This window comes from Allomuricauda sp. M10, assembly GCF_020782875.1.
GTDB lineage: Bacteria > Bacteroidota > Bacteroidia > Flavobacteriales > Flavobacteriaceae > Flagellimonas.
This window is the reverse complement of sequence record NZ_JAJGBN010000001.1, coordinates 135,963-158,755: the sequence shown is the minus strand read 5'-3', so window position 1 is coordinate 158,755 and position 22,793 is coordinate 135,963. Positions and strand designations below refer to the sequence as shown.

17 protein-coding genes are annotated in these 22,793 nt (G+C 43.4%); 6 read left to right on the top strand and 11 right to left on the bottom strand.

The features are described 5' to 3' along the window. Window positions 1-72: 72 nt before the first annotated feature. Both LKX84_RS00825 and LKX84_RS00820 read right to left on the bottom strand, forming a co-directional pair. Window positions 73-1,671 carry a RagB/SusD family nutrient uptake outer membrane protein gene (locus LKX84_RS00825; RefSeq protein ID WP_228235067.1) on the bottom strand — a complete coding sequence of 533 codons (1,599 nt, stop codon included), beginning with the start codon at window positions 1,669-1,671 and terminating at the stop codon, window positions 73-75. An 11-nt stretch (window positions 1,672-1,682) separates the two neighbouring features. Then, the gene (locus tag LKX84_RS00820) at window positions 1,683-4,607 is read right to left on the bottom strand and encodes a SusC/RagA family TonB-linked outer membrane protein (RefSeq protein WP_228236065.1); all 2,925 of its coding nucleotides are present in this window, start codon (window positions 4,605-4,607) and stop codon (window positions 1,683-1,685) included. A 427-nt stretch (window positions 4,608-5,034) separates the two neighbouring features. Between LKX84_RS00820 and LKX84_RS00815 the strand changes: the two genes are divergently transcribed. After that, a complete protein-coding gene (locus LKX84_RS00815) occupies window positions 5,035-6,417 on the top strand; it encodes an exonuclease domain-containing protein (protein WP_228235065.1) in 1,383 nt (460 codons plus the stop codon). Window positions 6,418-6,484: 67 nt separating this feature from the next. Here the strand turns inward: LKX84_RS00815 and aceA are convergent, their stop codons facing one another. Then, window positions 6,485-7,762 (bottom strand): isocitrate lyase, encoded by a 1,278-nt coding sequence (aceA, locus tag LKX84_RS00810; RefSeq protein ID WP_262909050.1) that lies wholly within the window; start codon window positions 7,760-7,762, stop codon window positions 6,485-6,487. An 83-nt stretch (window positions 7,763-7,845) separates the two neighbouring features. Then, window positions 7,846-9,444 (bottom strand): malate synthase A, encoded by a 1,599-nt coding sequence (gene aceB / locus LKX84_RS00805; protein WP_228235063.1) that lies wholly within the window; start codon window positions 9,442-9,444, stop codon window positions 7,846-7,848. Window positions 9,445-9,570: 126 nt separating this feature from the next. Between aceB and LKX84_RS00800 the strand changes: the two genes are divergently transcribed. Beyond that, on the top strand, window positions 9,571-11,046 hold the full coding sequence (locus LKX84_RS00800; RefSeq protein ID WP_228235061.1) for a helix-turn-helix domain-containing protein: 1,476 nt from the start codon (window positions 9,571-9,573) through the stop codon (window positions 11,044-11,046). Here LKX84_RS00800 and LKX84_RS00795 read toward each other — a convergent pair whose 3' ends face one another. Further along, window positions 11,047-11,823 carry an aldose 1-epimerase gene (locus LKX84_RS00795; protein ID WP_228235060.1) on the bottom strand — a complete coding sequence of 259 codons (777 nt, stop codon included), beginning with the start codon at window positions 11,821-11,823 and terminating at the stop codon, window positions 11,047-11,049. A gap of 51 nt (window positions 11,824-11,874) precedes the next feature. After that, on the bottom strand, window positions 11,875-13,116 hold the full coding sequence (locus LKX84_RS00790; RefSeq protein ID WP_228235059.1) for an ABC transporter permease: 1,242 nt from the start codon (window positions 13,114-13,116) through the stop codon (window positions 11,875-11,877). A gap of 3 nt (window positions 13,117-13,119) precedes the next feature. On the opposite strand from LKX84_RS00790, the gene LKX84_RS00785 reads away from it, so the two are divergent. Continuing rightward, on the top strand, window positions 13,120-14,346 hold the full coding sequence (locus LKX84_RS00785; RefSeq protein ID WP_228235058.1) for an exo-beta-N-acetylmuramidase NamZ domain-containing protein: 1,227 nt from the start codon (window positions 13,120-13,122) through the stop codon (window positions 14,344-14,346). Window positions 14,347-14,498: 152 nt separating this feature from the next. On the opposite strand, the gene LKX84_RS00780 is transcribed toward LKX84_RS00785, so the two are convergent. Continuing rightward, window positions 14,499-15,329 (bottom strand): sterol desaturase family protein, encoded by an 831-nt coding sequence (locus LKX84_RS00780; RefSeq protein WP_228235057.1) that lies wholly within the window; start codon window positions 15,327-15,329, stop codon window positions 14,499-14,501. A 21-nt stretch (window positions 15,330-15,350) separates the two neighbouring features. Continuing rightward, on the bottom strand, window positions 15,351-15,845 hold the full coding sequence (locus LKX84_RS00775) for a YkgJ family cysteine cluster protein (RefSeq protein WP_228235050.1): 495 nt from the start codon (window positions 15,843-15,845) through the stop codon (window positions 15,351-15,353). A gap of 71 nt (window positions 15,846-15,916) precedes the next feature. On the opposite strand from LKX84_RS00775, the gene LKX84_RS00770 reads away from it, so the two are divergent. Both LKX84_RS00770 and LKX84_RS00765 read left to right on the top strand, forming a co-directional pair. Further along, complete coding sequence (locus LKX84_RS00770; RefSeq protein WP_228235048.1) at window positions 15,917-16,627, top strand: class I SAM-dependent methyltransferase; 711 nt, start codon at window positions 15,917-15,919, stop codon at window positions 16,625-16,627. A gap of 41 nt (window positions 16,628-16,668) precedes the next feature. After that, window positions 16,669-17,472, top strand: a complete 804-nt coding sequence (locus tag LKX84_RS00765; protein WP_228235047.1) for a hypothetical protein — start codon at window positions 16,669-16,671, stop codon at window positions 17,470-17,472. A gap of 8 nt (window positions 17,473-17,480) precedes the next feature. Here LKX84_RS00765 and LKX84_RS00760 read toward each other — a convergent pair whose 3' ends face one another. From LKX84_RS00760 to LKX84_RS00750, 3 genes are all read right to left on the bottom strand, one after another. Then, complete coding sequence (locus tag LKX84_RS00760) at window positions 17,481-18,128, bottom strand: 7-carboxy-7-deazaguanine synthase QueE (RefSeq protein WP_228235045.1); 648 nt, start codon at window positions 18,126-18,128, stop codon at window positions 17,481-17,483. Between the two features lie 30 nt (window positions 18,129-18,158). Continuing rightward, window positions 18,159-20,678, bottom strand: coding sequence for a T9SS type B sorting domain-containing protein (locus tag LKX84_RS00755; RefSeq protein WP_228235043.1), 2,520 nt, complete (start codon window positions 20,676-20,678; stop codon window positions 18,159-18,161). 92 nt (window positions 20,679-20,770) lie between these two features. Then, a complete protein-coding gene (locus tag LKX84_RS00750; RefSeq protein WP_228235041.1) occupies window positions 20,771-21,223 on the bottom strand; it encodes a Rid family detoxifying hydrolase in 453 nt (150 codons plus the stop codon). A 56-nt stretch (window positions 21,224-21,279) separates the two neighbouring features. On the opposite strand from LKX84_RS00750, the gene LKX84_RS00745 reads away from it, so the two are divergent. Continuing rightward, window positions 21,280-22,791, top strand: coding sequence for a helicase HerA-like domain-containing protein (locus LKX84_RS00745; RefSeq protein WP_228235039.1), 1,512 nt, complete (start codon window positions 21,280-21,282; stop codon window positions 22,789-22,791). Window positions 22,792-22,793: the final 2 nt, after the last annotated feature.

Below are 22,793 nucleotides of genomic sequence, written 5' to 3'. Positions count from 1 at the left end.
CATTCGCTTTCCTAACTAACAACAAACTCAAACAATTATTAATTGAAAACACACTAGATGCCAACTTTCAATTTAGTACCCTGGGTTCTGTGAAAGGTTGGTATTGGTGTTCAACTCTTCAAGACCAATTGGGAATAGGGTAGTATAATCTCCTTTTGGTGTATGGTTGTACCAATTTTTGGTCTGGTACACCCCAAAACGGATCATATCGGATCTTCTTCTTGCCTCAGCAGCAAATTCCCAGCCCAGTTCGTCCAAGAAACGACCGTAAGGTACCACGGATTGATCTCCTGGAGCATCAATGGTTCCGTCTTCGGCCAACGTGCCATATTCAACTGTGGTATCGCCTTCAAGCTCTGCCCCGGTAACGGTTGCATCGGCAGGATTGTCAAAAGAGCGCAAACGTACTTGGGTTACAATGGTAGCTGCCTCGTCGCTTCTATCCGTTCTAAGCAACGCCTCGGCCTTCATCATCAATACATCGGTATATCTCAAGAAAGGAAAATCCACGCTTAGTCCACTGGTGGCACCTGGTTCAATTTCATATTTGCCACATCTGAAACCTTCGGTAAACTCACAACCATAAATGCTGGGCATTTCGTTTACCAAAGTCATGACCACACTACCATCAGAGGCGTTCAATTGATCGCCCATCAACCAAGTATCGGCCAAACGTTTATCATTTGGATCATAGCTATTGATGAATTGGGGGTTACAGCTAGATCCACCCCAAGGCTGGGCCTGCATTCCAAACACCAAACGGTGATCGGGGGTGAGCATTTTCATGTGGGCATTCCATTGAGGCGCAAAAATTTGATCATAAGGAATGGCAAAAACCAATTCAGAATTACCATCATTGTTGGTACTGAAGATATCCGAATAGCTGGAAGAAAGTTCGTAGGCACCGCTGTTGATGATCTGGTTACAGGTCTCGATAACGTTATTCCATTGTGGAGTACCTGTATACACTTCTGCATTCAGATAAACCCTGGCCAAAACTTGAAGCGCCCCCCACTTGGTCACCCTTCCGTAGGTGGATTGATCTACTGTTTCGGATAAATCAGGGATTACAGCCGTCAACTCGGAAACGATGAAATTGTAAACTTCGCTACGGCTACTCTGAACCGGAAGTTCATCGCTATAACTGGAGATGATCGGCACATTTCCATGGGTGTCCACCAACATGGAATAGTACAATGCCCTCAATGCCCTCATTTCCGCAATAATGTTAGCGGCCTGTTCTTCACTCACCGGAAGTTCACCCAATTCGATTTGCAAAATTACCCTGTTGGTAGAGTTGATACCGTTGAAACAGGTAATCCAGGTATTCCTAGGCTGCCATTGGGTCTCGGTCCATTCGTGAAAATGCATTCTCTTGTACGTTCCCCCGTCATCCCATCCATTGGGTCTTGTTGGGGTCACGAACATATCGGCAGGTTCTTCCTGTAGGTCAAAATATCCTTGCCATCCCATTACAAAACGCAAAGGGGTATAGGCAGATGCCATTACGGAAACAATATCCGACTCCGATGGGGTAAAAGAGGATTCCGTTACCTCGGAATACACTTGTTCCTCAAGATCGGTACATCCTATTTGAAGGAACAGAGCACCAATCGCCAGTGTAAAAATTCGTAGTCTAAGTGAAATCACTTTATTGATTGTACTTTTCATAGTCTTTTATTTTAGAATGTAAAATTGATGCCCAATGTAAATGTCCTGGTAGAAGGATACTTGTCCCTTTCATCGTTACCAGGTGCAAGTCCGTTCCTGTTCACCTCTGGATCGATACCCTTGTAGCCGGTTATGGTGGCCAGGTTAAGTCCTGATGCATAGATTCGGAAGGTCTGGGCAAACTTGATAGCATCCTTGGGCAAGGTGTAGCCCAAAGTAACGTTGTCGATCTTCAAGAAATCGCCATCTTCAACATAGTAGCTCACAAAACGTTGTACGTCTTGCAAAACGGCCTTGCCGTAAACCAAATCGTAAGCAGAGTCCAAAGTGTTGTAGCTGATGGTCGGGTTTTCATAGAACATACGTGAAAAATTCAGGATCTGATAATCCAAAGCTCCCCTTAAGTTCACCATAAGGTCCCAGTTCTTATATCGTACGGTGTTGTTCCAGCTATAGTAAGCTTTTGGAAGACCGTTACCCAAAACCTGTCTGTCATCATTAGTGGCCTCTGTTGCAGGAACCAAAGAACCATCAGGTCTTTCAATGATCCAAATACCGTCATCGGTAATATCAACACTCTTCAAACCATAGAAGTTACCAATGGGTTCACCTTCCTGCACCCTGTGGGTATTGATCTGGATAGGTTCACCTGTGTATCCTTCGTCAAAGAAATCATTGGTCAACTGAAACTCGTCATTGGACAAGGAAACAATTTTATTGGTATTGGTGGAATACGTCAAGTTGGCCGTCCATTGAAAGTTTTCAGTCTGTACTGGAGTCACGTTCAAGAGAAATTCCAGACCGGAGTTTTTGATCTGGGCCACGTTGGCAGCAATGCTTCCATAGAAATAAGGCGGAGTAGGCACGCTATAGTTATATAGGGCGTCCTTGGTGGTCCTATCATAATAATCGATGGCACCGTTGATACGTCCTTCCAAGAATCCGAAATCGAGTCCTACGTTAAACTCTTCCTTCTTTTCCCAACGCAAATTTGGGTTGGCATTACGGGAAGGCACCAATTGACGCACCCATTGGCCATTGTTCAAGAAGTAGGTTCCATAGGTTAGGCCGCTCAACGACTGATAGTTTGATCCCGCATTGATCCCGGTAACCCCAAAACCTGTTCTTAGTTTTAAGTTGGACAACCAGTTCCAGTTATCCGCAAAGGATTCTTGATCAATCCTCCAACCCAGGGAAATACCAGGGAAATTACCCCATTTGTAATCCTCACCGAAACGTGAAGAACCTTCTCTACGCAAACTCGCCATCAACAGATAACGGTCATCATAGTTATAGGTTACCCTGGAGAAGAATGCAATCAATTTATCGGATTCCTTGTAGCTTCCCATACCGGCTTCACCCAATTGAAGACCTTGTCCGCTTCCTAGGTTGTTATACGTAAAACCATCGGTTGGGAAACGGCGGTTAGTGGCCCAAAAACCTTCATTGGTATTGTCCTCATAGTTGTAACCTACCAATCCGGTAACCCTGTGCTTACCAAAGGTGTTGTTGTAATCTACCGTGAATTGACCGTAGTTGCCCACATAATCATCGGTGCCACGGGAAGCAAAACCATCCTGTCCATTTTTGGTAGTGGATACGTGGTTCTTGGTTTGATAGAAGCCTCTGATATTGGAATTTCCTTTTCTAGTATACAAACCTTTCAAGGTTAGGTGATCACCAAAATCATAGCTTAACGAGAAATCGAAACGAGAGTTCCTGTAACGGTTCTGCCCTAGGGTTTCTTGGATATAGGCCACAGGGTTGTCATAGAAATATACATCCCTCTCGTACCAGCTACCGTCATCATTGTAAACGGGCTCCGTAGGGTTCCTAATAATGGCTTGCCTGTAAATGTAAGGGTTAAAGCTGTAGCCATCACCCAATGCATTATAGGTTTGCTCGCTCAAGATTATGCCAACATTGGTTTTAAGTTTATTGTCGAACATGGCATGGTTTACACTGACACGACCTGTGTATTTCTCATTGTTCGATTTTAAAAAGATACCTTCTATATCCCTGTAGTTTACAGAGGCGGTCATGTTAGAGGTAGAATTACCACCCCTGAAGATTACGTTGTGTACCTGGCTGAAGGCATCACGTGTAATTTCATCCACCCAATCGGTATTGGCACCGTAATCCTGAAGGTTGGCCCCATTGAAGGTGTATCCCTCGGCATATTTTTGGCGCAGTTCATCCGCATCCAAAAAGTCCATACGGTTGGCAATGGTGGATAATGAAGCATAGCCGTTATATTCAATGGTCGACTTCATATCGTTACTACCCTTTTTAGTGGTAATGATGATTACCCCATTGGTACCCCTTGTTCCGTAAATGGCCGTGGCCGAACCGTCTTTAAGCACGTCGATGGACTCAATATCTTCTGGAGCCACCGTTGCCAAACTTCCTGGCACACCATCTACCAAAACCAAAGGATTGGTACCCCCTAAAATGGAAGAAGTACCCCTAAGGCTGATCTGTGTACCTTCGGTTGGATCCCCAGAGGGGGCCGAAACCGAAAGACCAGCCACTTTACCTTGGATCAATTGCGCGGCATCCTTAACGTTCCCCTGAACGAAATCCTCAGATTTTACCGTTGCAACCGAACTGGTTACATCGGCTCTTTTTTGGGTACCGTAACCGATCACAACCACCTCATTGAGTTGCTGAAGGTCTTCCTTAAGTACTACATTCATGGTTGTTGAACCCTGAACCGGAATTTCTTGGGCCAAAAAGCCTAAATAGGAAAAAACCAATACCGCATTGGATTGCGAAGTGGTAATGGTGAAATTTCCATCAAAATCCGAAGCAACACCGTTAGTGGTGTTTTTTTCCAGTACAGAAGCTCCCGCAATGGGTACACCTTGTTCATCTGTAATGCTACCGGTAATCTTTTGTTGGGAGAACCCTGCCTGTACGGCAAAAAGGCAAAACATGGAAAACAAAAGCTGTGTTTTTAAACCTTTCGTCCCTAAACATGCTTTAAATAAAAAGTTAGCCAATTTCATAATACATTTTTAGTTTGTTTGAATTATTCCTCACTTAAAACTCATCGTTTCGGTACTTTAAATTGAATTAAAGATTAAGAAGCGTTAATTTTACACTTGTAAATGTATACTTAAGAGTTTCAAGATTTTGGGAAATATTATCCGGTTTTGATACTATATTGACCAATCAATATACTTATTCCCATTTTACAGGATTTAATCCTATCAATTTAACATTTACAAGTATATTTTAAACACTTATTAAAGATTTGCCATTTGGCATAAAAAGGATTTTTTATCATCATTAATTCCCTGAATCCGAGTTTTGGCACCCTGTGAAAAATCCTAACTTTAAGGATTCAAATTTTGGATAGAATTGTATACCATTATCGACATAGAGACCACAGGAAATGGCATTAAGGGGAACAAAGTGACCGAAATTTCCATTTTTAAGTTTGATGGCAACCAAGTAGTGGACGAGTTCACCTCCCTGGTAAACCCAGAATGCCCCATACCCTATTTCATTACCGGACTTACGGGCATCGATGATCAAATGGTGCAGAACGCCCCCACTTTTTCCGACATAGCAGACGATATTTTTAATATGACCGAAAACGCCATATTTGTGGCGCACTCCGTAAATTTTGATTATGGGGTGATCAAGGAGGAATTTCGTCAGATCGGTATCGATTTCACCCGAAAAAAACTGTGTACCGTCCGTTTGTCCCGAAGTTTGATCCCTGGCCTGGGATCCTATAGCTTGGGAAAACTGTGCTCATCTGTAAAAATTCCCTTGGTGGACCGTCACCGTGCCCGTGGCGATGCTCATGCCACGATGCTCCTATTTGATAAGTTGATCAATATGGAAGGTGCCGACGGAGTTTTCAAAAAATTCCTGAATGCACGGAGCCAAGAAGCAACCTTGCCCCCACATCTTCCCAAATCGGTTTTCACTAAAATTCCATCCAAACCGGGAATCTATTATTTCAAAAACCAAAAAGGGGAAATCATCTATGTGGGCAAGGCCATCAACCTAAAAAAAAGGGTGCTGGGCCATTTTTACGACAAAAGCACCAAGGAAATTCAAATGTGCAGTGAAACGGCCAATATAGATTATCAACTTTCTGGTAGCGAATTGGTGGCTCTTTTAATGGAATCCGCAGAAATAAAGCGCCTATTTCCACCTTATAATCGAGCCCAAAAAAGAATTATAAAGCAATATGCCATTTTTGCCTACGAAGACCGGAACGGCATTGTGCATTTGGCATACAATACCATTAAAGGAGCTCCCAATCCATTGAAGATTTTTTACGGTCAAACAGAATGTAGGGCCTATTTGGAAGAAATCTGCAAAACCTTTTCACTATGTCCCCGTTTCTGTCATCTGCAACAGACCAACGCTGCCTGTTCCCATCACGAGATAAATACCTGCGAGGGTATTTGTAAAGGCGATGAAACTGTTGAGCATTATAACGAAAAGGTATCTGAAGCCATTTCGCACATGAAGCAATTGGCATCGGAAGTTAAGGTCATTAAAGAAAAAGGAAGGGACGAAAACGAAAGTGCGGTAATCTTGATCGCCGATGGCATCTACAAAGGCTATGGATTCATTGATAATGATTCGGAGATTGCCAACCTTGAAGATATTGAAGCATTCATCACCCCTCAAAAAAATACCATAGAAACCGAAAGTATTCTCGGGGCCTATTTGCTGAAAACCACGAACGTTCAAATAAGCTCCCCATATCCTGACGCATAAAAAATGCCCCCTAAAAAGGGGGCATGGAATTATGAGCAAATAACTACAGATTGAAAAATTCCCAAATTTAAAATTGTGCGGTTTCTGTACTTCCTTTCATGGCTATGGTACTTGCCTTTCCGGCCGTAACAATGTTCTGTACCAGATCAAAATAGGAAGTTCCTACAAACCCTTGGTGTTTTACAGCTTTAAAGCCGTCTTTTTGCAAAGCGAATTCTCGCTCCTGTAATTCGGAGTAACCGGCCATACCTCTTTCTTTATAGGATTTGGAAAGCTCGAACATACTCGTGTTCAAGGCATGGAACCCGGCTAGGGTAATGAACTGGAACTTGTATCCCAAGGCCGCCAATTCTTCCCTAAAGGTCCCCATTTCCTTCTGACTCAATTTAGAAGCCCAATTGAAGGATGGTGAACAGTTGTAGGCCAACATCTTATCGGGGTATTTGCTGTGGATACCCTCCGCAAATTTTCGGGCCTGTTCCAAATCTGGGGTGGATGTTTCCAACCAGATCAGATCGGCAAAAGGAGCATAGCTCAAACCTCTGTCTATACCTTGTTCCAAGCCATTCTTTACATAGAAAAATCCTTCGGAAGAACGTTCCCCGGTCAAAAACTTATGGTCACGCCCGTCAATATCACTAGTCAACAAATTGGCTGCATCTGCATCTGTACGGGCTATGATGATAGTGGGTACCCCCATAACATCAGCAGCCAAACGGGCCGCAATGAGTTTATTGATGGCCTCCTGGGTAGGTACCAAAACCTTGCCTCCCAAGTGTCCGCATTTTTTTGCAGAGCTCAATTGATCCTCAAAATGAACCCCTGATGCGCCATTTTCGATCATGGATTTCATGAGTTCATAAGCGTTCAGATTTCCCCCGAAACCAGCTTCGGCATCGGCCACGATCGGCACCAAATAGTCTTTTTTCTTGGCAACACCGTTCACCGTTTGTATTTGATCGGCACGCAATAACGCATTATTGATTCGTTTTACCACCATGGGCACGCTGTTGGCAGGGTAGAGGGATTGATCGGGATACATTTCACCGGAAAGATTGGCATCGGCCGCCACTTGCCAGCCACTAAGATATATGGCATCCAAGCCGGCTTCCACCTCTTGAATGGCCTGGTTGCCGGTCAACGCGCCCAATCCTGCTACGAAATCCTGATTGTTCAACTTTTCCCAAAGTTTTTCGGCTCCCATCCGTGCAATGGAATGGTCAATCTCATACGACCCCCGAAGTTTAATGACTTCCTCTGCCGTATAGGGGCGTTCAACTCCTTTCCACCTAGGGTTAACGGTCCAATCCGTAACCAAAGCTTGAATTTTCTCCTTTTTTTCCATAATTTTATAATTCGAAATTTGACTTGAATCCCAGGTAATGTTCGCGCATTCTTGGGATTTTTTTATTGATATGATCGAAACGCCTAAATCCGGTTATAGGCTTTTATCGTCAGGAATTCTTCAAACTCTTTGGCTTTCACCAATTTATCGAACAGGGCGATGGCCTCTTCAAATTTGGTGTTGTGCAGGTTGCCCTCTCCTACCAAATGCCTGATCTTCACTACTTCCTCGGCAAAAATGGATTGGTAGAGTTCATTGGTCAATTTTCTGCCATCTTCCAATCGGGCGTTGAACTTGAGCCATTGCCAAACTTGGGTACGGGAAATTTCAGCGGTGGCCGCATCTTCCATCAAGTTGTTGATAGCAACGCACCCGTTGCCCCTTAACCAGGATTCCAGATATAAAATGCCAACTGAAATATTCTTCCGGATACCTTTTTCGGTAATCGTCCCTTCGGGAATGGCAATCAGGTCCGTTGCGGAAATATGATCATCTTCCCTAAGTTTCTCCAATTGATTGGCTTTGGGCATGTATTTATTAAACATATCCATAGCAATCTTTACCAAACCTGGATGCGCCACCCAAGTACCATCGTGGCCGTTCTTTACCTCGCGTTCTTTATCCAAGCGTACTTTTTCCAAGGCCTTTTCATTGGCCACAGGATCATTGTTGATAGGAATTTGGGCTGCCATTCCACCCATGGCATGGATACCTCTTTTATGACATCGTTGTATGACCAATCGGGAATAGGCATCCATAAACGGCACGGTCATAGTAACCTGGTCACGGTCTGGTAAAATGTAGGCGGAATGATTTCTGAATTTCTTGATGTATGAAAAAATATAGTCCCACCGTCCACAATTGAGTCCCACAATATGGTTCTTCAATTCATAGATGATCTCATCCAACTGAAAACTAGCGGTTATGGTCTCAATCAAAACGGTTGCCTTGTACGTGCCCACTGGAATACCGATATATTCTTCCGCAAATGTGAACACCCCATCCCACCATCTGGCCTCAAGGTAATGTTCCAATTTGGGGAGATAGAAATAAGGGGCAGAACCTTTTCTTCTCAAAATGCTGGAATTGTGGTACACATAAAGTCCAAAATCAACCAAGCTTCCCGAGATCATTTCCCCATTGATCAGGATATGGCGTTCATTCAGGTGCAATCCCCTTGGACGAACCAGTAGCACAGCAACCTCATCGTTCAATTCATAACTTTTTCCTTTTTTGGAATCGTAATACGAAATAGTCCCGTTATTGGCGTCTATCAAGTTTTGTTGCCCTTGCATACAATTGTACCAAGTTGGCGCATTGCTATCCTCAAAATCGGCCATAAAGGTCCTTGCGCCAGAGTTCAGTGCATTGATGACCATTTTACGGTCGACCGGCCCGGTAATCTCCACCCGCCTGTCCTTTAAATCGTCAGGAATGTGTTTTACTTTCCAATGGGCTGAACGGGTCTGTTCTGTTTCCGTTGGAAAATCGGGAAACGCACCAAGGTCGAACTGAACTTGTCTTCTCTTCCGTTCTTCCAACAGCTGTAATCTAGACCTGTTGAACTTTTGATGCAGTGCGATCAGAAACTCCAAGGCACCATCGGTCAACAGTTCAGGATAATAGTGTTCCACTTCCTTTGCAAACTGCAATTGTGTACTGGTAATCAATGCTTCTTCCATAACAGTATCATTTTGTTCAACAAGATTAACGCAAACGTTTGAGAAAAACAAGCGAACGTTCGCTTTTTTACATTTTTTCGCTGTTTTTACAAGATTCGCAAAAAAGGCTATCTTTGATCAAGAAAAATGGAAGAGGACTACATCAAATTGATTTTTGGGTTAAAGCTCAAACAGGTAAGGACCAAGAAAAAGCTGTCCCTGTTCGGGCTTTCCAAGCTTACGGGACTTTCAAAATCGTACCTGAACGAGATTGAAAAAGGCAAGAAATATCCTAAAACGGACAAGATCGCCTTATTGGCCGAAAAGCTGGAAGTGCCCTATGACAGTCTGGTTTCCTTAAAACTGGACAAAAACTTGGCTCCTGTTGGTGAACTGTTGCAATCCAAGGTTTTTAAGGAATTGCCCTTGGAACTGTTCGGGATCAAGGAAAGTGACCTTATCGATATTGTGGCCAACGCACCTACCAAGGTGAACGCATTCATCAGCACCATTATTGAGATTGCCAAGCACTATAACTTTGGGAAAGAAAACTTTTACTTGGCTTCCCTCCGTTCGTTTCAAGAGGCAAGCAACAACTTCTTTCCTGATCTGGAGGAATCGGTTCTACAATTTGCCAAAGCCTATCAGGTAGACCTGAACGGATCGGTGAGTTCGGCCGAACTGGAAGAAATTTTGGTGGAGGAATACGGCTACACCATCAACAATGAAGAACTGACCAAATACAAGGAACTGGACAACTTGCGCTCCATGTTCATCCCGAAGACAAAAACCCTTTTGGTCGCCAAACATATTGATGAAGCCCAAAGAACCTTTATTTATGCAAAGGAAATAGGATATCATTTTTTGAACATTGATGAGCGACTCTACACCTTCACCTGGATCAAGTTCAACAATTTTGATCAGGTCCTCAACAATTTCTACGCCTCGTATTTTGCTGGCGCATTGGTCATCCCCAGGGATCTTATCAAAAAACATATTGATTCCTTTTTGGCCAAATCCAAGTTCGATAAGACCTTTTTGACCGGCCTGAAGAACTATTACAATGCCTCACCAGAATCCCTTTACCAACGGTTGACCAATATTCTGCCGAACGATTACCACTTGGAAAACCTCTTTTTTCTCAGGTTGAGCCATAAAAGGGACTCCAATCGGTTCGACATTACCAAGGAATTGCATCTGACGCACCACCATTCGCCCCACGGCAATGAAACCAATGAAAAGTATTGTAGGCGTTGGGTATCCATTCGGGTGTTGCAGGAAATTGCCAAAACGGGGGAAGAACACCATATGGATGTACAAGTTTCCCATTACCCAAACGATGGGCTTTCCTATCTCATTTTTTCAAGCGCCACGGCCGATCCATTTAAAAAAGATGAATATAGAAGTGTGAGCCTTGGCTTGTTGATCAACGCCGAGCTGAAGAAAAAAGTGGCCTTTTTGGATGATCCTGTCATCAAAACCTATGATGTTGGCGTTACCTGTGAACGATGTTCCATTGCCAATTGTGAAGTAAGACAGGTACAGCCTATCATCTTAAAAAGACAGGAACGCAACATGAAAACTGAAAATGTGGTGGAGGAACTTCAGAAAAAATTCAGTTAGTTACAACACTGGTTTTAGCTCCATACTGAATTCCACGTCAGCTTTCAGGGCTTGGAACCCCTTGTTCAAATCCTTTTGTTCAACAGCATAAGGATAAAAGGAAATAGGTTCAATGCAGACCATATTCTTGACCTCTGTCCAGCACATAAAATGGCCGAAACCTTTGGTTTCGATAGTTATCTGTTTTTCATCTTGTAACGTGATGGAGGTACAATTGGGTACCTGAAACGCCCTGCTGCCCACGGCCAAGACCTCATCCAAGGAAATTTTCTGATCATTGGCGATAATCACGGGGTTACTGGAATATAATTTGAAGGCAGGATGGTATCCCAACATAAATGGCATACCTTCTTCCCCTGAAATCCGAAAATTAATTTTCAATATTTCTTCCTTCAATACAAAGGATTTTTCAAATCGGAAACTGTACGGCCAATGCATGAACCGTTCCGTGGACTTGGAAGGGTATTTCGAATTTTTCACTTTGGTACCCGCTGTATATTCCTTTGCAAAAACAGCTGTAGATTCCGATTGTGAGACCAATGCATATGGAATTTGTCTCAGCAATCCGTGCTGGTCTTGAACGGCCTCTCCTTTTGGGGTCTGTACCCTAAAATTGGCCATGTCCAACGGTCCGATGATCGGAAACATCTCCGTATCACTACTTCCCCAACCTGGACTTCCTTTTTGGTGGATGAACTCATGCCCACCGCACACAAAACCGACCAGTTCGCCAGCATCTATACCAACCGTGCAATCTTTGTTCTTAAGTTCGATCATAGTTTGCATTTTTATTTATTTAACGATTACTGGGCATCACCTCATTCAAGTCTACTCAAACTGAATGGCCTTCACCGGAGTTATTTTGGTGATGATGTACGATGGCACCAAAAGCATCAGCAAGCACAATATCATCACGCCAATGTTGAGTAATACAATGGTTGGGAAATCCATATGGACCGGAATGTATTCAATGTAATACTCCTCTGGATTTGGAAACTTGAACATGCGATATTTCCCTTGAAGGAAAATGACCCCTAGTCCAATCAAATTGCCCCAAAACAGTCCGATGGCTATCAAATAGGCTGCGTTGTACAAGAAGACTTTGCGAATACTCCAGTTGGCAGAACCCAAGGCTTTTAAAATTCCTATCATTTGGGTGCGTTCCAAAATCAGCACCAATAATGCCGTAATCATATTGATACCCCCCACAATAATCATGATTCCAATAATCAAGGCAATATTGAAATCAAAAAGTCCGATCCATTCAAAAATGCGAAAATATTTGGTCTTGATATTTTGGGTATCCAAACTGGAAAGTGTTGCATTATAAATCTCATTGCTTTTTTCTTCCAGTTGGTCAAAATCATCCAGAAACACCTCAAAATTGCCAATTTGATCCTCTTCCCACTTGTTCATGCGCTGAATATGGCGAATGTCTACAAACACGTATGTAGAATCAAAATCCTCAAAACCGCTATCGTAAATACCAACGATGAAAAACTTTCGGTTGTTGGGAATTTGGGACACATCACCATCTTTTAAAAAGAAGGAAAAAAAACTATCACCTACTCCCAATTGCAATCTGTTGGCCATCATTCTTGAAATCAACACCTCATCATTGAGCTTTCCAGAATAATCGGGCAACCGGCCTTCCACTAAATATTCTTTGAAGGCACTCCAGTCATAATCTTGTCCAACACCTTTGGCCAACATTCCTTCAAAAGTATCCTCCGTTCTGATGATTCCACCTTTGGTGGCAACCGCCTGTACGTGACGGACCCCAGTTACATTTTTGAACTCGGGATAAAAATCTTGGTGTATGGAAACAGGCAAAACCGAAACTTCGGAAGTGTTGTTGTCGTAATTGGAAATCTGGATATGGCCATTGAAAGCTGAGACCTTTTCGCGAATTTTGTTTTTCAACCCGACACCTGTGGCGATAGCAATGAGCATCATGACCACACCAATCGCAATTGCAGCAATGGCGATTTTTATTATAGGGGCGGAAATACTAATTTTATGTTCCTTCCCTGTGATCAGGCGTTTGGCAATAAACAACTCTAAATTCAACGAATGCCCATTTTATCGATTTTCAAAAGTACATTTTTCTTATTGTTTTTAGTGCTTTCTTCCTGTAGAGGTCAGCAAAAACAGGAAATCAACACAACAGGCGAAGAAATTGCATCACCGCTTCCTGAAATAAAAGTGGCTGCCAACCGTACGGAAATCTACCTTCCTATGCTTCAAGGAAAGAAAGTCGGAATAGTGGCCAATCCAACCAGTGTCATCTTTAACGATAAGGGCTATACCCATCTGGTGGATTCCTTGGTTGCACTTGGGGTTGATGTTAAAAAAGTTTTTGCCCCAGAACACGGATTCAGAGGTACTGCGGATGCCGGGGAACATGTGAAAGATGGTGTAGATGCCAAAACTGGTGTGCCCATTATCTCCCTTTATGGAAAAAACCGAAAGCCATCCCAAGAGCAATTGGAAGATGTTGATGTGGTGGTTTTTGACATTCAGGATGTTGGGGTCCGTTTTTACACCTTTATCGCCACACTTCAATTGGTGATGGAGGCCTGCGCGGAACATGGAACACCTATCATCGTTTTTGATCGACCCAATCCGAACGGACATTATGTGGACGGACCTACCATGATGAAGGAACATGCCAGCTATTTGGGTCTGCAACCAATTCCATTGGTTTATGGAATGACCATGGGTGAATATGCCCAAATGCTGAACGGTGAAGGTTGGCTGGAAAACGGCAGCAAAGCAGATTTAACGGTTATCCCACTTGAAAACTATACCCATGCTTCCGAATATCATTTACCGATTCGCCCCTCGCCTAACCTGCCCAATGATGTTTCCATAACCTTATACCCTAGCTTGGGACTTTTTGAAGGCACCAACGTAAATGCAGGGCGGGGAACCGAGTTTCAATTCCAGAGATACGGGGCCTCGTTTATGGATAATACCCAATACGATTTTAGTTATGTGCCCGAACCGAATTTCGGTTCCAAAACACCCAAAGAGGAAGGTAAAACCTGTTATGGAAAAGATCTTTCCCAAAGCCCAAGAATGAACGAAATGACCTTACGATGGGTCATCGACGCCTATAAAAATACCAAGGACAAGTCCAAATTCTTCCTGACCAGTGGGTTCACGAAACATGCAGGAACACCTGTTTTGCAACAACAAATTGAGGCTGGACTCTCCGAAGCAGAAATCAAGGCTACGTGGCAAAAGGACCTGGAAAACTTCAAGAAAATTAGGGTGAAGTATTTGATTTACGAATAAGTAAGCAAGGGTTTGAAACATCTGCCTCCGGCAGGCAAGAGTTGTTCGACTACTCTCGAATTTTAATGTTGTCACATCGAGCGCAGTCGAGATTTCTTAAAACGATAAAGATTTCTCAATCGAAGCAAAGCTTCTCATTTCGAAATGACGCCTTACCCCTTGGTAGTAGGCCTTCGGTATTTGTGAAACGGCTGTTTTAAAAGTCCTACAATGCTACTGTTTTCCTTTTCATCTGGAAACGTATCCACTCCGTATACAATATCCTTTACATCCATGATCATGTACGTCCCGAACAATCGATCCCAAATAGAAAAGATATTACCGTAATTGGAATCGGTATACGGCAATTGATAATGATGGTGCACTTTGTGCATATCCGGGCTCACCACAAACCAACTTATGGCATTGTCCACCTTTTTGGGCAATTTGATATTGGCATGGTTAAATTGTGAAAACACAACGGACAAACTTTGGTACAACATGATGATACCGATGGGAGCACCCACAATCAAAACCCCAGCCAAGGTAAATGTGTAGCGGATCAAACTTTCCAATGGATGGTGTCTGTTAGCAGTTGTGGTATCCACGTGATGATCTGAATGATGTACCAAATGCACCATCCAAAGTGGTTTCACTTTGTGCTCCACCCAATGGGCGGCGTAGGCCCCGAACAAATCCAACAACATGACCCCGAGCAAAACGTACAACCACAAAGGCATCGCTGGCAACCAATTGATGATGCCAAATTGGTTTTCCACTGCCCAATCCGATGTTTTAAGCAATAGGAAGGCAAGCGGAAAATTCACGATGATGGTGGTCATCGTCAAAAAGAAGTTTGGAACCGAGTGTCGCCATTTTTTGTAGGGAGTGCCGAACAATGGCATAATGCCTTCCAAAATCCAAAAAAAGGTGATTCCTCCTACCAAAATCAAGCTTCGGTGTGCTGAAGGAATGGTTTCAAAGTATGCAATGATCTGCTCCATACTTTCAAATATAAAAAATTGTCAAAATTTAATTCGCTTTTTCATTTCCTCAACAATATTAAAGGCAGCTGGACAAATGGCTACATTTTTTAAGGTGAGGTTACTGATCTGTTGAAATTTTTTCCGGTCGGTATGTGGAAATTCCCGACAGGCCTTTGGTCTAACTTCGTAAATGGAGCAATAATTATCGGCTCCCAAAAAAGTACAGGGCACACTTTGGAGTACGTAGTCGTTCTCCTCGTCAACCCTAAGGTAAGTATCAATAAATTGCGAAGGTTTCATCCGGAAATGCTTCGCAATCCGTTCCACATCGGCATTGGTAAAAAGAGGGCCAGTGGTCTTGCAGCAGTTGGCACAGGTAAGGCAATCGGTTCGTTCAAATTCCGCTTCGTGAAGTCCTTGCATCACATAATCAAGGTCCTTGGGTGGACGCTGTTTCAGCTTGTTGAAGAATTTTTTGTTCTCCGCATGCTTTTCTTTGGCCTTTTGAGGCAACCCATCAAGAATTTCATCCATATCGCACAAACTTATCCAAATTAAACTTTTCTCTGCAATTAAAGTCCCACCTTTGTACAAACACCACTTTCATGGCAGACGTTTTAGGCAAGGCCGTCATGGACTTTCAACACGGAAACTATTCAGAGGACATTACAACTTTTTCCTCTTTGGATGAAGAAGATATAATCCCCATTCCCTACCTGTTCCGAAAATTCAAGGACATGCCCAAAATTGAACAGAAGGCCCTAAAAATGGCCTCTGGAAAAATCCTGGATATTGGATGCGGCGCTGGTAGTCACGCTCTTTATCTACAGGACAAAGGATTGGATGTTACCGCTCTGGACAATTCTGAAGGTTGTATTGCCGTGACCAAAGAAAGAGGGGTTCAAAAGACGATTTTAAGCCCTATTTTGGACTATTCCGGTGATACTTTCGACACATTGTTGTTATTGATGAACGGCATCGGGTTGGCAGGCACTCTTGGCAATTTAACCGCATTCTTACAGCATTTGGCCTCATTGTTGAGGGAGAATGGGCAGATATTGTTAGATTCAAGCGATATCATCTATATGTTCGATGAGGATGAGGATGGTGGGTATTGGATTCCCAACAACGGGCATTATTATGGAGAGGTGAACTTTACCATGCAATATAAAGATTGGAAAACAGAACCCTTCGATTGGATTTATTTGGATTATAATACCTTGCAAAATGCATGCTGGGCCAACGGAATGGAATGCGAACTGCTAGTTTCCGGTAAACATTACGACTATTTGGCCAAGCTTACCTTAAAAAAGTAATAGATTCCGATATGGAACGTTCTATTTTATATTTGCTATAAATGAAAAAGAGAAATGTACTGTACACGGTTTTTGGATTGATATTATTGATCGGGTGCTCCAAGGATTCCGATATCACACCATCCAATTCATCTTCCACCATTGATAAATCGGGAAACCGATTAACAACGGGAGCCTCGGCCAGTGACCTTTTGGCCAACGCCAATTTTGACAAACTTCTGATTGAAATAGGATACGTTTCCGGTCAACAACCTACTACGGAAGCCATTACCAATTTTGAAAATTTCCTGAGAGCCCGGACTTTCAAGGATAACATTGAGTTCAAATATACCCCATTGACCTCCCCAGGTGAAGAGACATTGACCCTTGATGAAGTGGTCGACTTGGAAAACAAAAATAGAACCGCATATAACGATGGTACCACATTGGCCATTTACATCTATTTTGCCGATGCCCCTTCAGATAGCGATAATCCTGATGATGGTACTGTTACCTTAGGAGCCGTATATCGAAATACTTCCATGATCGCATACGAGGCTACCATCAAAGAATTGGCCAATGCCAGTACAGCGGTAACCGTTGCCGATGTGGAGACCGCTACCCTATTCCATGAATTTGGGCATCTTTTTGGCTTGGTCAACTTGAGCACCCAGTCGGTCAATGACCATGAAGATCCAGATGCCTCCAACCACTGCAATGTGGCCGGTTGTTTAATGCGTGCCGAACTTGAATTTGGGACCTCCTTGTTGAAAACCATGCAGAATCGTGCATCCAAAGGCTTGGCTTCAATCCCTGATTTTGATGCCGAATGTTTGCTAGATCTCCAAAAATATGGTGGCCGATAAAATCTGGCCTAAGGGATATTCAAGTATTTATGGGTCTGTAAGGACACTTTCCATTTAGGATTCTGCATCACATAGTCCACGATCAGTGGAACCATTTTGTCACGGACACTCCATTCCGGTTGCAGATAAAGAATACATTTTTCGCTGACCTGGGCAGCCTGCTCTTCGGCAAAGATGAAATCGTGTTTGTTATAAACGATGATCTTTAACTCATCCGCTTTTTGGTAAATTTCACCTTCGGGCAATTTGTTCTTTTTTGGGGAAAGACAAATCCAGTCCCAAACTCCGGTCAAAGGGTATGCACCGGAAGTTTCAATATGGGTCTTCATCATTTTGGCCTTCAAACCTTCAGTCAGGGGACCCATGTCCCAAGTCAATGGCTCACCGCCTGTAATCACAATGGTATCGGAATATTTTTCAGCGTTGGTAATTATGCTGTCAATTTCGGTCGGGGGATGTGTTTCGGCATTCCAGCTTTCCTTTACATCACACCAATGGCAACCTACATCGCAACCACCCACTCGTACAAAGTAAGCGGCCGTTCCTTTGTAGAACCCTTCGCCCTGAATGGTATAAAATTCTTCCATCAAGGGGAGCATCAGGCCCTTTTCCACCAATTCCATCACGTTGTTTTCAACCATGGTGCAAAGATACATTTCTACCCGTTGATTCCCAGCTATCTTTTATTATTGCTTTAGGGTGAAATGTCCTTTTTTGAGATGGATGGCCCCATCATGGTCCACCAACTGCAGCACATACCAATAATCGGAAGGTGGTAAAGGACGACCATTATAAAAACCGGTCCAACCATGAAGCATGGGATCCAATTGGACCAACAGTTTGCCATAACGATCAAAAACAGCAAAACTGCCTTCTGTGTAAAATTCACTGGTGATGCCTTTTATCCCAAGAAAATCATTTATCCCATCCGCATTAGGTGAGAAAAATTTAGGAACTCCCACCACTCCAACTTGGATCCAATCCATTCCACAGCCATTTTTATCTACAGCAAAAAGGGTATGCAGGCCAGGTTCCACCTCTGTAAATACCGAGGTTTCTGATTTGGTTCCATACAAGTCATCCAAGTAAAATTCATAATCTCCAAGTCCCAATTCCCCATTTTCATATAAAACGGTAATGGTTCCTGTATCACCATCATCATCGACTAATACAAATTCCGGCAACAAATCAGGTGGACCTGATTCGGTTACATTAAAGTAAACTGGTGAGGCAACACAACCTTCAATAGAAGTGGCAATGGCACTGTACCTGCCTGCTTCTGAAGCAGAAAAAGATGCTCCGGTCCCAACTTCAAAATTGGCTTCGTTTCGCCAGGAATACGTGTAATTACCTGAAGCATTTATTGGAGAAACCTCAACTTGTCCTCCAGTACAGAATGAATATTCACTTTCCAACTCGAAGGAAGGAATAGGCCAAACCGTAAGAAAAAGATATTCCCCCACCCCAAAACAGGTTCCTGAACCTTCATCATCAACCCGAACAAACAATGAATCGGAATATGGAACACTGTTGAAATACGTCTCCGTATTCCCAATTTCATTCCGTTTGTATAGTGCATCATCTTCGGTCTGATAAAAAGTAACGGTCAATCCATTTCCTGATGGAAACTGTGCCAACATATCGGCTTCGGCATCAGTCAAATCAAATGGGGCAATCCCATCGCTTTCCTCTGTATCACAAGTTTGCAATTCATATCGATACCCAGCAGGAAATGAAGTTGTGGACACATCAAGATAGACAGTGCCGATAGCATGGCAATATGGACCGACACCATCGGCCCGGAAATAAATCTGATCGGCCACAGAATTGTTGAAATCATTGGCGGCAATTCGGTTCACTTCATTTTCCGCATCAGCAGCAGTGAGGTAAAATGAAAAATTGAAGGGTTGTTCATTTGGGCTCAACAGATACAGATATTGGGTAAGGTCAAAATTGGTGAACCCATCCGAAACACCATCCGCATCACAGTTAGTAAGGGTAACCCCATCATTGATTTCTGGCAAAATTTTTATCTCAGCTTGAACAGAAGTTTTTTGGCCAGTGGTGCATCCATTGTAAGTAGCCAGAACATAAAATGTGGTTGTAGTATCCAAATAGGGAGTATCAAAACTTTCCCCGATCCCGATGTTGTTTCCATCGGCATCAAACCACCAAACCTCCCCGATGGTCGTTGCTGCATTGAGTGTGACAACCCCAGGTCCGCAACGTTCAGCTGGCACCGTGCTTTCAATTTTAGGCGTGCTGATTTTGGTACTGGCAGAAAGATTCAAAACAGGATCCCCTGGCATTCCACCATATTCTACAATATAGCCTTTGGGTTGGTAATCCCCGGTGGCGTCACCTGTAATCCGAAGGTCGTTCCATGATCCCGTAATTCCTATTCCAGGTGCGGTAATGTGGGCATAGTCCTCACCATTAAGATCGTTGGGTTCTTCAGTGTTCCAAAATGCAAAATTGGGGGAATTGCCCGTAAAATTCCCATTCCAAAAAATCTGTCCAGCTTCCGGCCCCGTCATCCATTTCCATACGCCTTCCGTTTGGGCATCAGACCCTCCTATCCATCCGGTACCAGCTGCCTGCTCTCCCGTAATTTGGGCTTCCGCTGAAGAGGTCACTGTAACCAAATACCCTTGAAGTCCAAAAAAAGTCCTGTTCTGTGCTGCCACCCGAGCTTCTTCCCAACTTATTCCCACTTGGGAAACATACTCGTAATAATGGCCTGTTTCTGGCAAATAATTGACACTTCCGATGGTAAAGGAGAAAAACTTTTCCGCGGTAGGTGATTCCGAAGTACTTTCAAAGACCACATCTTTTACAGCTGCAATAAGGTCTACATACAGCATGGAACCGCCACCGGAACCTGTTAAAGTGAGTTTTGCTTCTTGACTGTTCCAACTTGTGGAAATGGTGGGATGGGAATTGGTCAGAGACAACAAATCAAATCCTCGCTGATAACCCGTGGAAATCTGAATATAGAAGGCATCAATTTCAGTATCGTCCGGATCTATGATATCAAAATTGGTCACGATGGGCATGGCCGTTAGTGGACAATACACTTGGTCACCATCAGCAACAATTTCTGGCGCTACATTATAGGCAGCATGGACAAAATCAATATAAAACAATAAAAGCCCCATAATCAAAAGGGACGCTTTTTTATCCTTAAATCGATACCAAGACTGCATGTGATTGTTTAATGCGATAACTGGAAAGATACAAACTTATCCTTCGGATCACCACTTCTGTTAATACACTGGAATTTTAACGATAGACTGAGTTATTTAACGGCAATGACATCAATTTCCACCTTGCCATTGGCTGCAATGCCACTTGCAGCAAAAGTGGTCCGTGCCGGTTTTTTGGTGAAATATTGGGTGTAGATTTCATTGAAGGCTCCAAAATCGGAGATATCGCTTAAAATCACGGTGCATTTCACCACATTGTCCAATGTCATTTCATATTGGGCCAAAACATCCGCAATATTTTTAATCGCCTGCTCGGTTTCCGCCTGCACACCACCTTCCACCAAGGTTCTAGTAGATTGGTCCATACCTATTTGCCCGGCCAAATAAAAAGTATTCCCGGCCTGAACAGCATCACTGAAGGGGGCATTCTGTTTTTTTGGTTCGTGCGATTTGTGAAAAATAATCCCTGTGCTTTCTTGGGCGTAGGTTGTAGCCATCACCCCGCTCATCAATAATGACAACACGGCGTAGTGAAAAGGTTTCATAGTTCGGTTTTTAGTTTTGCTTAAAATTACCCTATTTTTATCGGAAATTGAACACCATGGGCGACAAAGAAAAATTCTTTGAACATATAGAACAAGGCTACGCCATGAAAGGCGATTCCATTGTGATGGGAGCCGCCATGCAGGAAGGGGAAACCATGACCAATGCATTTGTGAAGATACCCCTGAAGACCCTTAACCGTCACGGCCTAATTGCCGGGGCAACGGGTACTGGTAAGACCAAGACCCTTCAGGTTTTGGCCGAAAATCTTTCCGACAAAGGTATACCAGTATTGTTAATGGACCTGAAAGGTGATTTGAGCGGTATTGCCCAGCCCAGCCCAGGACACCCTAAAATCGACGAGCGCCATGCCAAGATCGGGCTGCCCTTTGAGGCCAAAGGATTTCCGGTGGAAATTATGTCGCTTTCTGACCAGGACGGGGTTCGCTTACGAGCCACGGTATCCGAATTCGGGCCGGTGTTATTGTCCAGGATCTTGGATCTTTCCGAAGCACAGGAAGGCATTGTAGCTGTGGTTTTCAAATATTGTGATGACAATAAGCTGCCCCTTTTGGACCTTAAGGATTTTAAAAAGGTATTGCAATATGCCACTGAGGAAGGAAAAGAAGAATTCCAGGAATCGTACGGTCGTATTTCTACCAGTTCCACAGGGACTATCTTGAGAAAAATCATTGAATTGGAACAGCAGGGAGCCGATCTTTTCTTTGGGGAAAAATCCTTTGATGTAGAAGATCTGGTTCGTATTGATGAAAATGGAAGAGGTTTTGTGAACATCATCCGGCTGACGGATATTCAGGACCGTCCAAAGTTGTTCTCCACTTTTATGTTGAGCCTTTTAGCAGAAATTTATTCCACTTTTCCAGAGCAAGGAGATAGTGACAGACCTGAATTGGTATTGTTCATAGATGAGGCCCATTTAATTTTTGATAATGCCTCCAAAGCCCTTTTGAACCAAATAGAGAGCATCGTAAAATTAATCCGTTCCAAAGGAATCGGACTATATTTTGTGACCCAAAACCCAACCGATGTGCCGGACGATGTGTTGGCGCAATTAGGTTTGAAAGTGCAACATGCCCTAAGGGCATTTACCGCCAAGGACAGACAGGCCATTAAATTAACGGCACAGAACTATCCTATTTCCGAGTTTTACGATACTGCGGAAGTATTGACTTCACTTGGTACTGGGGAGGCACTTATTTCCGCTTTGGATGAAAAAGGAAGACCTACCCCTTTGGCGGCCACCATGATGAGAGCCCCAATGAGCCGAATGGATATTTTGACCGAATCCGAAATCAAGGATGTTTTGGGCAAATCCAAATTGATCAAAAAATACAACGAGGAAGTAGACCGTGAAAGTGCCTACGAAATCCTCAATGAAAAAATGGCCAAGGCCGAAAAAGAAGCCGAAAAAGTAAAAGAACAAAAAACAACTACCAGAAGAACTACTACAACCCGAAGCAGCACCCGTATGAACCCTGTGGTAAAAGTGTTGACCAGTGCCACGTTCATTAGAGGTATGCTAGGAGTATTGAAAAAAGTGATCCGATAATT